13 protein-coding genes are annotated in these 12,516 nt (G+C 68.6%); 12 read left to right on the top strand and 1 reads right to left on the bottom strand.

From position 1 onward, the window contains the following. The 11 genes from EQG76_RS04925 to EQG76_RS04875 form a co-directional block, all read left to right on the top strand. Positions 1-773, top strand: a 773-nt coding sequence (locus tag EQG76_RS04925; protein ID WP_159711122.1) for a M20/M25/M40 family metallo-hydrolase, incomplete at its 5' end; no start/stop codon positions are given. A 9-nt stretch (positions 774-782) separates the two neighbouring features. Continuing rightward, positions 783-2,291 carry an FGGY-family carbohydrate kinase gene (locus EQG76_RS04920; protein WP_159711120.1) on the top strand — a complete coding sequence of 503 codons (1,509 nt, stop codon included), beginning with the start codon at positions 783-785 and terminating at the stop codon, positions 2,289-2,291. Positions 2,292-2,400: 109 nt separating this feature from the next. Further along, the gene (locus tag EQG76_RS04915) at positions 2,401-5,001 is read left to right on the top strand and encodes a CHASE3 domain-containing protein (protein WP_159711118.1); all 2,601 of its coding nucleotides are present in this window, start codon (positions 2,401-2,403) and stop codon (positions 4,999-5,001) included. A 126-nt stretch (positions 5,002-5,127) separates the two neighbouring features. Further along, entirely contained in the window at positions 5,128-5,307 is a 180-nt protein-coding gene (locus EQG76_RS04910; protein WP_159711116.1) for an entericidin A/B family lipoprotein, read from the top strand. A gap of 371 nt (positions 5,308-5,678) precedes the next feature. Next, positions 5,679-5,840, top strand: coding sequence for a DUF1328 domain-containing protein (locus EQG76_RS04905; protein ID WP_159711114.1), 162 nt, complete (start codon positions 5,679-5,681; stop codon positions 5,838-5,840). A 103-nt stretch (positions 5,841-5,943) separates the two neighbouring features. Continuing rightward, positions 5,944-6,300, top strand: a complete 357-nt coding sequence (locus EQG76_RS04900) for a hypothetical protein (protein WP_159711112.1) — start codon at positions 5,944-5,946, stop codon at positions 6,298-6,300. A gap of 71 nt (positions 6,301-6,371) precedes the next feature. After that, complete coding sequence (locus EQG76_RS04895; RefSeq protein WP_159711110.1) at positions 6,372-7,151, top strand: response regulator; 780 nt, start codon at positions 6,372-6,374, stop codon at positions 7,149-7,151. Continuing rightward, positions 7,148-8,896 (top strand): sensor histidine kinase, encoded by a 1,749-nt coding sequence (locus tag EQG76_RS04890; RefSeq protein WP_159711108.1) that lies wholly within the window; start codon positions 7,148-7,150, stop codon positions 8,894-8,896. Before EQG76_RS04895 ends, EQG76_RS04890 begins: the two co-directional genes overlap by 4 nt. Before the next feature lie 147 nt (positions 8,897-9,043). After that, positions 9,044-9,673, top strand: a complete 630-nt coding sequence (locus tag EQG76_RS04885; protein ID WP_159711106.1) for a sigma-70 family RNA polymerase sigma factor — start codon at positions 9,044-9,046, stop codon at positions 9,671-9,673. 352 nt (positions 9,674-10,025) lie between these two features. Then, positions 10,026-10,931 (top strand): lipid kinase, encoded by a 906-nt coding sequence (locus EQG76_RS04880; protein WP_159711104.1) that lies wholly within the window; start codon positions 10,026-10,028, stop codon positions 10,929-10,931. 103 nt (positions 10,932-11,034) lie between these two features. After that, positions 11,035-11,523 (top strand): hypothetical protein, encoded by a 489-nt coding sequence (locus tag EQG76_RS04875; protein ID WP_159711102.1) that lies wholly within the window; start codon positions 11,035-11,037, stop codon positions 11,521-11,523. A 52-nt stretch (positions 11,524-11,575) separates the two neighbouring features. Here EQG76_RS04875 and EQG76_RS04870 read toward each other — a convergent pair whose 3' ends face one another. Next, positions 11,576-11,920 (bottom strand): PRC-barrel domain-containing protein, encoded by a 345-nt coding sequence (locus EQG76_RS04870; protein WP_159711100.1) that lies wholly within the window; start codon positions 11,918-11,920, stop codon positions 11,576-11,578. Between the two features lie 170 nt (positions 11,921-12,090). On the opposite strand from EQG76_RS04870, the gene EQG76_RS04865 reads away from it, so the two are divergent. Further along, on the top strand, positions 12,091-12,516 hold the full coding sequence (locus EQG76_RS04865) for a DUF2934 domain-containing protein (protein WP_159711098.1): 426 nt from the start codon (positions 12,091-12,093) through the stop codon (positions 12,514-12,516).

The following is a 12,516-nucleotide window of genomic DNA, read 5'->3' as shown; positions in this document are numbered from 1 at the left end:
ACCCGCCGGTGGTCGATGTCGAGTTCGTGGCGGCGGTGGACGAGGAATTCCAGTTCAAGGGCGTGCTCCACCATCTGGCCCGCAAGGACGGCCTGGTGGGCGGCGTGGCCGGCGAGCCGACCTCGCTTCAGGTGGTCACCGCCTGCAAGGGCTGCGTGCGCTGGACGATCGAGGTGCGCGGCAAGGCGGCGCACACCTCGCAGCCGCAGGAAGGCATCGATGCGATCGCCATCGCGACCGACCTGCTGGCCCATCTGCGCCTGACGATCGATCCGGAGCTCCGGGTGCGCAGCCATCCGCTGGTCGACGCGCCGAGCCTGATCTGCACCATGATCGAGGGCGGGCAGGGGCCGAACACGGTGCCGGCCCGCTGCGTCATGACCTTCGACCGGCGCACCCTGCCGGGCGAGACCGGCGAAGACGCCTGGCGGGAGATCGACGCGGCGGTGCGCGGCTTTGCCGAGAAGCTGCCGGAAGGGGCGGCGATCACCATGCACCCGCCCTTCATCGACTCGGTCTCCATGGACGTATCGCCCACCGCGGCGATCACCGAGGCGGCGCGTGCGGCCTGCCGCAGGCATGGCCTGTTCGACGAGATCGTGGGCGTGCCCTATGGCTCGGACGCGACCAAGCTCACCGCCGTGGGCGTGCCGACCATCATCTTCGGGCCGGGCTCGATCGACCAGGCGCACACCGCCGACGAGTTCGTGCCGATCGCCGAAGTGACCACGGCCGCCAGGGTGCTGGTCGACCTTGCCCGCAGCTTTGCCTGAGCATCCCGCATGAGCCTCGTCATCGGTCTCGACATCGGCACCACCTCGACCATCGGCATCTTGGTGGAGCTGCCGGCGACCGTCCTGGCCGTGGTCAGCCGGCCGGTCACCTTCTCCGCCCGCCATCCCGGCTGGGCGGAGGAAGACCCGGAGGAATGGTGGGCGAACGCCTGCTCGATCCTCCAGGAGCTAGCCGGCCGGATGCGGGGCCGCGAGCGGGAGCTCCAGGGCCTGTGCGTCACGGGCATGCTGCCGGCGGTAATCCTGCTGGATGCCGAAGGCCGGGTGCTGCGCCCGGCCATCCAGCAGAGCGATGCGCGCTGCAGCCAGGAAGTGCTGGATCTGGCTGAAGAGGTCGACGAGGGCTGGTTCCTGAAGACCACCGGCAACGGGGTGAACCAGCAGATCGTCGCCGCCAAGCTGCGCTGGATCGAGAAGCACGAGCCGGACGTGTTCGCGAAGATCGCGACCGTGTTCGGCTCCTACGACTTCATCAACTGGCGGCTCACCGGCAAGCGAGTCGCCGAGCACAACTGGGCGCTGGAAGCGGGCTTCATCGACCTCGCCACGCACCGGATCGACGACCGGCTGGTGGCGCTGGCCCATGTCCCGCGTGGGGCTGTGCCGGACAAGTCGGTGCCGCACGAGATCCTGGGCGAGATCCTGCCCGAGGTGGCACGGGCCACCGGCCTGCCGCAGGGCCTGAAGGTGATGGGCGGTGCCGCCGACCATATGTGTTCGACGCTGGCGGCCGGCATCATCGCACGGGGCGATGTGCTGCTGAAATATGGCGGCTCGGCCGACATCATCATCGCGACCGACCTGCTGATGCCGGACCCGCGGCTTTATACCGACTACCACCTGATCCCCGGCCTCTACGCACCGAACGGCTGCATGGCCTCGGGCGGCTCGGGGCTGAATTGGCTGGCGACGGTCCTGGCCCATGAGCGGATCGGGGCCGAGACTCCGCACCAGGCGCTCGACCGTCTGGCCGAAGCGGTGCCGCCCGGCAGCGACGGGCTCACTTGCCTGCCCTATTATCTGGGCGAGAAGACCCCGATCCACGATCCGCTGGCCCGCGGCACGCTGGTCGGCCTCAGCCTGAACCACACGTCCGGCCATATCTGGCGCGCGACACTGGAAGGCTTCGCGCTGGCCCAGCTCCACCATGTCGAGGTGCTGCGGGAGATCGGACACGCGCCGAAGCGCTTCTTCGCCTCCGACGGCGGGGCCAAGAGCCGGGTCTGGATGCAGATCCAGGCGGACATTCTCCAGGAGCCGATCCGGCTGCTCGAGAACCACCACGGGTCCTGCGTCGGTGCGGCCTGGGTGGCGGCGGTCGGCACCGGAGCCGGGGTGGATTGGGCCGAGATCACCGGGCTTTGCCGCCATGGCCGGCTGATCGAGCCGGACCCGGCAAGGGCCGGGGTGTACCGGCAGGCCTATGCCGACTACCGCGCCCTCTATCCCGCGCTGTGCCCGTTCTTCCACCGGCACGGGACCCGGCCCACAGCCTGAATCACAGTTCCTGCTTGACGTTTATGAACACGGCCGCTCTCGATCTGGCAAAGGAGAGCCGCGTGGTCATCGTCCGAGCTGATCGTCAGAAGAAACCGGCCTGCCGTCGATGAAGCGGCAGGTTCCCGGCGGCTGGCTGTTCGGCATCATCGTGGCAGCTCTCCTGGTCACCGCCGTGGCGGTGCCCTGGTGGCTGGTGCAGTCCGTGCGTACCGCCCGCCTGGCGGTGGGGCAAACGCACGAGATCATCACCACCACCCAGAAATTCCTTTCCGCCATCCAGGACGCCGAAACCGGCCAGCGCGGCTACCTCATCACCGGCCAGGAAGCCTATCTCCAGCCCTACGAGACGGCGCTCGGGCAGATCCACGACCTGCTGCAGCGGCTTTCCAGCCTCAGTGCCGCCGACCCGCTCCAGGTCGAGCGGATCGGCCGTCTGTCGGTGTTCGCCGAGCAGCGGTTGGCCGAGCTCGAGAAGAACGTGGCCCTGGTCCGGGAGGGACGCGCTCAGGCGGCGGAAGCGCTCGTCAGCAGCGACCGCGGCAGGATCGCGATGGACAATGTCCGCCAGGTCGTGGCCGAGATCGAGGCGGCGAATTATGAGCAACGCGCCGCACTGATCCGGGACGCCAGACGCGCTGAAACGGTCTCCCTGATCGGGACCATCGCCATCCTGGCCGCACTCGTCGCGGTGCTGGCAACCGCTGCGGTGCTGCTGCGCCAGACGCTGGACTCGTTCCGGCAGGCCGAGCAGCGGGCCGACGAGAATGCCGAGCAGCTGCGGGTGGCGCTGGACAGCCTGAGCCAGGGCATCAGCGTGTTCGATGCGGACAACCGGCTGATCGCCTGGAATACCTGCTTCGTCGAGCTCTTCTCGGTGCCGGCCGCCTATCAGGTGGTGGGCACGCCTTATGCCAGCTTCGTCCGGCATGACTGGGTCGACGAGGAAGGCGACTTCCTGGAAACGCCGGAGCAGCTCGCGGCCGCACCGCCCGAAGCGGCCCAGCGTGGCCAGCCCATCGTCTACGAGCGGCGGCGCAAGGACGGCCGGACATTCGAGATGCGGCGCACGCCGGTGTCCACAGGCGGGTTCGTGGTGACCTATACCGACATCACCGCACGGCTGAAGACGGAAGCGCAGCTGCGTGCCTCCCAGCGCATGGAGGCGGTGGGCCAGCTCACCGGAGGGGTCGCCCACGACTTCAACAACCTGCTCACCGTGGTCGTGGGCAATCTCGACCTGATGCTCCGCGACGTGCAGAAGGCCAGGCCGGACGCCGGACGGGACCCGGATCTGGCAGCCAAGCTGCGCGCAGCGCTAGGTGCCGCCGAGCGCGGTGCCCAGCTCACCCGCCAGCTCCTGGCCTTCGCCCGGCGCCAGCCGCTGGAGCCCCAGCCGCTCGACCTGGGGCGTGTGGTCGCCGAGGCCGCGACCCTGCTGCGCCGCTCGCTGGGTGAAACCGTCGAAATCGAGGCGGCGACCGCTGCCGGCCTGTGGACGGTGCTGGCGGACCCAGCCCAGCTCGAGAACCTGATCATCAACCTGGCGCTGAACGCCCGCGACGCCATGCCCGAGGGCGGCCGGCTGACGATCGAGCTGGCCAATGTCGTGCTCGACGCCGACTACGCCCGCGAGAACCCGGAGGCGCCAGCCGGCCAGTACGTGCTGCTCGCCGTGAGCGACACCGGGCACGGCATGCCGCCGGACGTGGCTGCCCGCGCCTTCGACCCCTTCTTCACCACCAAGCCCGAGGGCAAGGGCACCGGGCTCGGGCTCTCCCAGGCCTATGGCTTCGTCAAGCAAAGCGGCGGGCACATCAAGATCTATTCGGAGGTTGGCCATGGCACCACGGTCCGGGTCTACCTGCCACGTACCAACCGCAGCGTCGTCAAGACCGAGCGGTCGCCGGTCGACCTGCCGTTGGGGACCGGCCGCACTATCCTGGTAGTGGAGGACGACGAGCAGGTGCGGCGGACGGTCGTCGCGATGCTGCACGAGCTGGGCTATGCCACGATCGAGGCCGGCGACGGCAACAGTGCCCTCGCCGTGCTGGCGACCGATCCGCGCGAGATCGACCTGATGTTCACCGACGTGGTCCTGCCGGGCGTGCTGCGCGGGCGCGAGCTGGCGGACCGGGCCCGGGCGATCCGGCCACGCCTGGCGATCGCCTACACCTCCGGCTACACGCAGAATGCCATCATCCACCACGGCAGGGTCGACGAGGGCATCGTCTTCCTGAGCAAGCCGTATCGCAAGGACGACCTGGCCCGGAAGCTGCGCGAAGCCCTGCTGGCCGTCGGCAACTGGGGCAATGAAGATCCTGTTCGGGAACAGGTCCGCGCGGATAGCTTTCAGCCGGGCGTGGTCCTAATCGTCGAGGACGAGGCCATCGTCCGCCTCTCGACCCTGGGCATGGTGGAGGCGCTGGGGCATCGCGGCATCGGGGTGGGCACCGCCGCCGAGGCGCTGGCGGTCCTGGACGAGGGAACCGAGCGGGTCGACCTCGTGATCCTGGATGTCGGCCTGCCCGACCGTTCGGGCGAGGACCTGGCGCAGCAGATCCGCGAGCAGTGGCCGGGCCTGCCGATCATCATCGCCAGCGGCTATGGCGGCGGGGCGGAGGTGCCGGGGACGTTACGGCTGGGCAAGCCCTACGACCTGTCCGCGCTCGGCGCCACCTTCCGCTTGCTGGGCCTGGCCGTGGCCTGAGCAGCACGCAGAAGCCGCTTCCTCATGCCGATGCCGGGCGGCCGGCAATCTACGGGAACCACCCTGGAGTTGTCTGGTTCATCACCGTGCAAGCCATGCAATCCGCTGGCGCCGTTGGAGAACACCATGTCGAATGCCGCCACGTCGCTGACCGCCGGTACCCGGCTCGTGCGGGTCCTAGCCGCGCTCGCCCTGCTGTTCAGCGTCGGCACGCTCTCCGCCTGCAACATGATGGAAGGTGCCGGCGAGGACATCTCGGCCGGTGGTGACGCGCTGGATGATGCCGCGGAGGACGCAAAGGACTGATCGTCCGGAACACCGGGCGGATAGCCGCTCGGGCGGCAGGGGAACAGGGGCGGCTCCAGGCGGAGCCGCCCTTTCTCGTACGCCCCTGCCCAAAATCCTGGGCCCTCGTCGGGCGCGGCAGCGTTCCGTTGGATAAAGAACGGGCCGCCTGCCTGGGGGGATGGCAAGCGGCCCGCAACTTCGAGGGAGGGTTGAAACGCACCGGCATGACGTCCGGTCGTTCCTGAAACGTCTATACAGCAGGTAGGTTCCGCGTCATCCCGAAATAAGCATCCGGCCCTCCGAGAAGGAACTTCGGGGGGCCGTCCGACTTTGGCAATGGTGCGGTCCGGTACCTGTGCTGTTGCCACGCCAGTCGGAAGGCCAGCCTGATGTTGTGTTGGGCGTTGCTGTTCTTTATCTTCGCATTTATCACTGGCACAGTGGGGTTTGCCGGTGTGGCGATGGTTTCCGCAAGCGTGGCGAAAATGCTCTTCTTCGTCTTCCTGGCCCTGCTCGCGCTCACCTTCGCCGCCTATCTGGTGCGGGAATGATGCAGCCGGTGAGGAAGCCGCAACAGCCACGGGAACTTGATTCGGCCTTGGTGGTTCTGCCCGCAGCCTGCCCTGGTGTGGGCCGGTCGAACGCGAGGTCGCCTTGAGCATGCGGTTGATTTCCGTCAAACTCGGCACATCCCAACCAGAAACGGTCATGCGAGATCTGCCGGGCATGCCGCTTCCGCGGCCGCATGGCATGATCTCGCAGCAACTTGGGTCGAGAAGGGACCAGGCCTTGTCGAGTTCGTCGAAACCGCGTCGCACGGCGAGCAGCAAGACCTTTCCCGCCCGCAGCAACAAGGAGCGGTCCGCGATCGACGTGGACTACGACCGTTGGCTGAACCGCCGCATGCATCAGCTCTATGACCCTGTGCTCGACGAGGCCATTCCTCCGGAGATGGCCAAGCTGCTGCTCCAGTTCGAGGAGAAGCCGCGGGAAGGCGAGGACGGGAAGTAGGTCGGGCAGGCCGTGGATTGGCCGTGCCCGGTTGGGGAGGGCCGGTGGCTTGTTGTCCGGGGGGAGTTGAAATGGCGACCATGGCGGCGGAGATCGCGCAGTCCCTGCCCTATCTGAGGCGATATGCGCGCGCGATCACCGGCGATCAGCGGCGTGGCGACATCCAGGTCCAGCGCTGCCTGGAGCGGCTCCTGGCCGACCGGTCGAACAGCGCCGGGCTGCCGCTGCGGCTGCTGCTGTTCCGGACCCTGACGCGGAGCTGGAACGATCAGGCCGAGCCGGAGCCGGTGTCGCATGCGCCGATCGCTAACAATGCGATCCTGGACCACCGGGTGCGCGAGATCGCGCCGGCCAGGCGCCAGGCCCTGGTGCTGTCCGTGCTCGAAGGCTTCACCACCGACGAGATCGCCCAGATCCTGGAAGTGACCCCGGCGGAGGCCGAGCGGCTGATGACTCTGGCCAAGGCCGACCTGCGCGACCAGCGGCCGACCCGGATCATGATCATCGAGGACGAGCCAATCATCGCGTTGGACCTGGCCGGGATCTGCGAGCGGCACGGCCATCAGGTGGTCGGCTTTGCCGCCACCCGCGACGAGGCGGTGGCCAAGGCCCAGCAGGAGCGCCCTGGCCTGATCCTGGCCGACATCCAGCTCGCCGATGACAGCTCTGGCATCGACGCGGTCACCGACATTCTCAAGCAGATGACGGTGCCCGTGATCTTCATCACCGCCTTTCCCCAGCGCCTTTTGACCGGGCAGCGCCCGGAGCCGACCTTCCTGATCACCAAGCCGTTCGACGCGGACACCCTGGCCGTGTCGATCTCGCAGGCACTCGCGACCGCCGCGGCGTGAGCGAACGGCGGCGCGGAGGCAGGACACAGTCGCTGGTCGATGCGCTGCCAGCGCGTCTGCGCGGCCTGAAGGCCCGTCTCGCCGTGATGGTGGCGCTGGTGCTGCTGGTGCCCACCGCATTCGCGATCGTCCAGGCGATGCGCGTGCTGAACGAGGACAGCCAGCGCCAGCGGGCCACCCTGGAGCGCACGCTCACCCTGTTCGTGGGCTATCACGACCAGATGGCCCTGGGGGCGGCGAGACTCCTGCTCAGCCTCGCGGAGCGGCCTGCCGTGGTCGAGGCGGACCCGGTGGCGTGCAGCGATGCGCTGGCCGCGGAAGCCAACCAGAACGCCATGCTTCTGGTGCTGGCCCGCGCGGACGCCGAAGGCAGGGTAATTTGCAGCTCGCGCCCGGACGCGGTGGGCATCTCCTACGCCGAGCGGCCCTGGTTCCGGCAGCTCGCCAGCGGGCGGGCCAACCTGGTCTCGAGCGGGGTCATCATCGGGCAGACCCCGACGGTCGGACGCACCATGGTGGTGGCCGCCGCCATCGGCGGCCAGCGCCGGCCCTTCGCGGGCACGATCAGCGCCGGCCTGGCGCTGGAAACGCTGATCGCCCTGCCTCGCTCGATCCAGCTTCCGGCGGACGCGGTGGCGCTGGTGGTCGACATGGACGGAGCGATCGCCACGACCCGCGGCGAGGTCGAGGATTTCGGCCTCGACCCGGAGGTGATCCGGGGCGTGCTCGCCAAGCCGGGCGTGCCGCTGGTCCGCACCGACCAGGAGGGCCGGACCTGGCAGTTCCTGGCCCGCCGCAGCGACGTGCCGAGCATGCGCACCGCCGTGCTGGTCGGGCTGCCGGTGCAGCAATGGACCTGGCTCGACGCGCGGTTTCAGAGCGGCATCCTCCTGCCGACCTCCATCCTGTTCCTGTCGGTGTTCGTCGTCTGGGTTGCGACCGACATCCTGATCACCCGGCCGCTGCTCAAGCTGGCGAAGGCAGTGCGGCGCTGGCGGCGAGAAGGCGAGATGCCGCCCCTAATGCTGGACGGGGCGCCGGAGGAGCTGGAGGAACTGGCTCATGCCTTCACCCGTGCCGCCACCGAGATCCGCGAGCGCGATGCGCTGCTCCACGCCTCCCTGCAGGAAAAGGACCTGCTGCTTCGCGAGATCCACCACCGGGTCAAGAACAACCTGCAGATTGTCACGAGCCTGTTGAACCTGCGCGCCGGCTCCCTGCGCAATGCCCAGGCACAGCGGGCGATGCGCGAGGCGCAGCTCGGCATCAAGGCGCTGGCCCTGGTGCACCGCAAGCTCTACGAGCGGGTCGACCTGAAGCAGGTGGCGCTCGACGAGCTGCTAGAGGAGCTGTGCGGCCTGGTCCATGACCTGAGCGGCGAGCTTTCCCCGCAGGTGAGCCTCGTGGTTGCCCTGGATCCGGTCGTGGTGGTGGCCGATCAGGCGACACCCTTGGCGCTCTTGTGCAGCGAGCTCCTGACCAACGCCGCCAAGCACGCCTTTCCCGACAACCGGCCCGGCACGATCGAGGTCCGGCTGGAGCGGCTGGAGGACGGGCGCGCCCGGCTGACGATCGCCGATGACGGCATCGGCATCGACAGCACGCCGCCGGCGCCGGATGCCGCGACCGGGCTCGGCACGAGGCTCGTCCAGATGTTCGCCCGGCAGATCGGCGGCGAGCTTTCCGTCGAAAGCGGTGCCGATGGCACGCGCACTACCCTGGTCTTCACCCCGCTCAAGGCCTAGTTGTTAGGGAGGAAGTGGCGGATCAATCCGTCCGGCAGGCGGAACCTTCCCCGGTCCGACGTGTTGATGCGATACTGGACCAATGCTCGGATGGTCGACCGCGGGGGGCCGCCGGGGGTAAATGGCGAACGAGGGAGCGATTGATCCATGTCAGTTTTCCGTGAGGATATCGTCGCGCTGCTGCCCCATTTGCGGGCTTTCGCGCGCAGCTTGACCTCCGGTAACAGTGCCCTGGCGGACGACCTAGTGCAGGACACCATGGTCAACGCGCTGCAGGCGCAGGCACAGTTTCAGGAAGGCACCAATCTCAAGGCCTGGATGTTCACCATTCTGCGCAATCGCTTCCACAGCGTGATCAGCCGCAAGCATGTCACGGCCGAGGTCGAGCAGGACGAGACGATCGAGAACCACTGGTGGCAGCCGGCCTACCAGGAAAGCGCCATCGAGCTGGACGCCTTCCGCCGCGCCTTCCGCCATCTGAGCGCCACCCATCGCGAGGTCCTGGTCCTCGCCACGGTCCATGAGCTGCCCTACGAGAAGATCGCCGAGATCTGCGGCTGCGAGGTCGGCACGGTGAAGAGCCGCGTGGCCCGGGCCCGGTCGATCCTCAAGAAGATGGTGCTGGAGGGGGAGCTGCCGGTCGACGCGTCGAAGGTCCCGGTGCGCCGGATCGAGGCGAAGGTTGACACCGCGGTGCCGAGCGAGGCCCGCCGGCTGGCCGTGGCCCAGGCCGTCCAGGAGGATCTGGCGCGGCGTACCGGGCGGCCCATCCACTGACCATCGCTTTTTCGAGTTTCTTTCGCTCCTGCTGGAGGCGCCGCAAGGCGCCTCCTTTTGTTTCTCGGGAGGCCGGCTCCGTCGGAGGGCCTGTTGCCGACAGGGCCAAAACGCGGTGGCCCGGTTTTGTGGCGGTAGAGGTAGGGGCAGGCCATAGCCACGCGGGTCCGGATCGAACATGGTCCGCCTGCGGGCGCCGGATGCGGCGGCCCGGATCCATGGCAGAACGGGTAGCGCAGCATGAGGATCGGGAGCCGGCTGACGGGTGGCCGGGCAGGGATGACGGTCGCTCGCCGATCCACGGCGCTGCCTGCCCGGCAGTGCCCGGCCTGCATCGGCCTGGAGGTCCAGAATGGCTAGCCGGCGCGTGCTGCTGCTGGTCAACCCGAACAGCCGGCGCGGTGCATCGTACCTGGATCGGCTCCTAGACCTGTTCGCGACCCTGGACGTCGAGGTGGTCCAGCCCGATGGGGACGGGAGGCCCGACTTCGCCAAGGTGATCCGGGAGCTCGCCAGTCGGATCGACATGGTGGTGGTGGGCGGCGGCGACGGCTCCGTCCATGCCGCCCTGCCGGGCCTGCTCCAGACCGGCCTGCCGCTGCTGGTGGTGCCGCTCGGCACGGCCAACGACCTGGCGCGGGCGCTGGAGCTGCCCACCGATCCGCTGGAGGCGGCACGGCTGGTGGTGGATGGTCGGCAGCGTCGGGTGGATGTGGGTCGGGTCAACGGGGCGCCGTTCGTCAACGTGGCCAACATGGGGGTCAGCGTAGACATCGCGCGTGCCCTGAACGGCGACCTGAAGCGCCGCTTCGGCGTGCTGGCCTATGCGATCGCTGCTTGGCGGGCACTGTCCCGCCCCCGCCGCTTTCGCGCGGTGATCCGCCTGCCCGGCGAGACCCTCGAGGTGCGCAGCATCCAGCTCGCCGTGGGTGCCGGACGCAACTATGGCGGAGGGATGGTGATCAACGAGGACGCCCGTATCGACGACGGCCTGCTCTGGCTCTACAGCATCGCCCCCCGTTCGTTCTGGCAGCTGGTCAAGGACGCGTTCGCGCTCCGGGCCGGGCGGCATCGTGACGCGGAACGGGTCACCACCCGCTCGGCCCCCTGGTTCGAGATCCGCACCCGTCGGCCACGCACGGTCACGGCCGACGGGGAGATCGTCACTCGCACGCCGATCCGGCTGGAAATCCTGCCGCAGGCGCTGCTGGTGGTGGTGCCGCCGGACGTGGGAACCGAGGCGGCCTCGACCGGTTGATGCCGCTAAGGAGGGATGGGCGCTGCCGCCTGTCCGGCTTGGCGCGCTTTCCCACCATCATGGGATGCGTCGCTGCACTAACGAACTACAAGGACGAGCGATCATGCACCCCAAGCGTCGTGCCGCCTTGGCCCTCATGCTGGCCCGCGACTCGCTGCTGTCTTGCCACCGTCTGGCGCGGCACATCGTCGACGAGGTCGATGGCGGCAGGGCGAAGGCGTGGGGGCAAGCCTATGCACGGCGCATCGAGCTGTTCGAGAGCATGATGCGCTGCCTGATCGACTATGGCGTGCGGCCGGGCGACCTGCAGGCCAAGCTCAAGTCGGTGCCGACTGAGGAGAAGGTGCCGGTGAACCTGGAAGCGGTGCTGGAGGCGGAAGCCCGGCTGGAGCGGCACCTCCAGTTCTCCCTGCGCAACACGATCGACGACCCGGAACTGTACCGCCTGCTGGCGCAGGCCTTCGAGCAGGTGCGGCAGTTCCGCACCCATGGCGAATTCGACCGGCTGCCGGAGTCGCGGCCGGACGCGACACCGTTCCCCAGCGCCTCCGCGCAGCTGGCCGGGGGGCTTGCCGGAACGGCGCTGCAGTAGGCCCCACGGCCATGCCGGGAGGCGGCTGCCCGCCTCCCTGGCTGCGGGCGGGTCATTCGGCAGGCGGCAGGTTGTCGAGTTGCTCCCTGCTGAGACCGACCCGGATCGTCCCGTCGCCCTCCTGCTGCAGGCTGGCAGTCTCGAGCAGGACCGGCGTGGCCCCCATGCCCAGGAAGCCGCCGACCTCAACCACCACCGCCTCGACCCGCTGGTCCGCATCGATCACCAGATCGCTGACTCTGCCCACCTTCTGGCCGGCCACGTCCAGGACGTTCTGCCCGACCAGTTCGCTTTGGCTGAACGCGTTCTGCGGAACGCTCGACGTTTCGACATCCTGCGCCATGGCGGCCGTGCCGCTCAGCAAGATGGCCGCCAGGAGGATGGCGGACCGCTGCATCAGACTGCTCCTTTCCCCAGTCGCTGGTCATCTCGTGGCGCGCGCCGGAGATGGTCGCGCCCCTCCTCGATCAATCCGGTCCGGCCCTCTCGGGTTCCACGCGCTTGAAATCGGGACGGGAACGCAGGACTCGTTCCCGTGTTAAATCGCCAGGCGAGGAGGACTTGGGCATGCCACAGGATCGGGAAGCGTTGATCAGGGAGCGGGCCTACCAGATCTGGATCGAGCGGGGCCGGCCGGAGGGCCAGGACGAGGCGAACTGGCACGAGGCGATCGAGCAGGTCGAGCGCGAGCAGCAGGCCGGGGCGAAGATGGCCCAGGAGAATGCCGGCCAGACCATCGGCCGCCCCAAGCGGGGCTCGATCGTTGCCGACACCCGTCCGGCCGAGGAGCCGGAGAACCAGACCAGTGAGCCGCCGCCGGTGCACGCCGAAAAGCCGGCGCCAAAGACCAGGCGCGCGGGCTCCAAGACTACCGGCAATGTCGAGAAGAAGCCCGGCAAGGCGGCGAAGGCCGCTGCGGCGTCGGAGGTCGACAAGCCGGCGGCCAAGCCGCGCAAGGGCAAGGTCAAGTCCGCCAGCATGGAAACGCTCTGA

Source organism: Geminicoccus flavidas, from assembly GCF_009806515.1.
In the GTDB taxonomy this organism is placed as follows: Bacteria; Pseudomonadota; Alphaproteobacteria; order Geminicoccales; family Geminicoccaceae; genus Geminicoccus; species Geminicoccus flavidus.
Note: the sequence above shows the minus strand (reverse complement) of the source record. Positions and strands in the feature narration are given on the sequence as shown.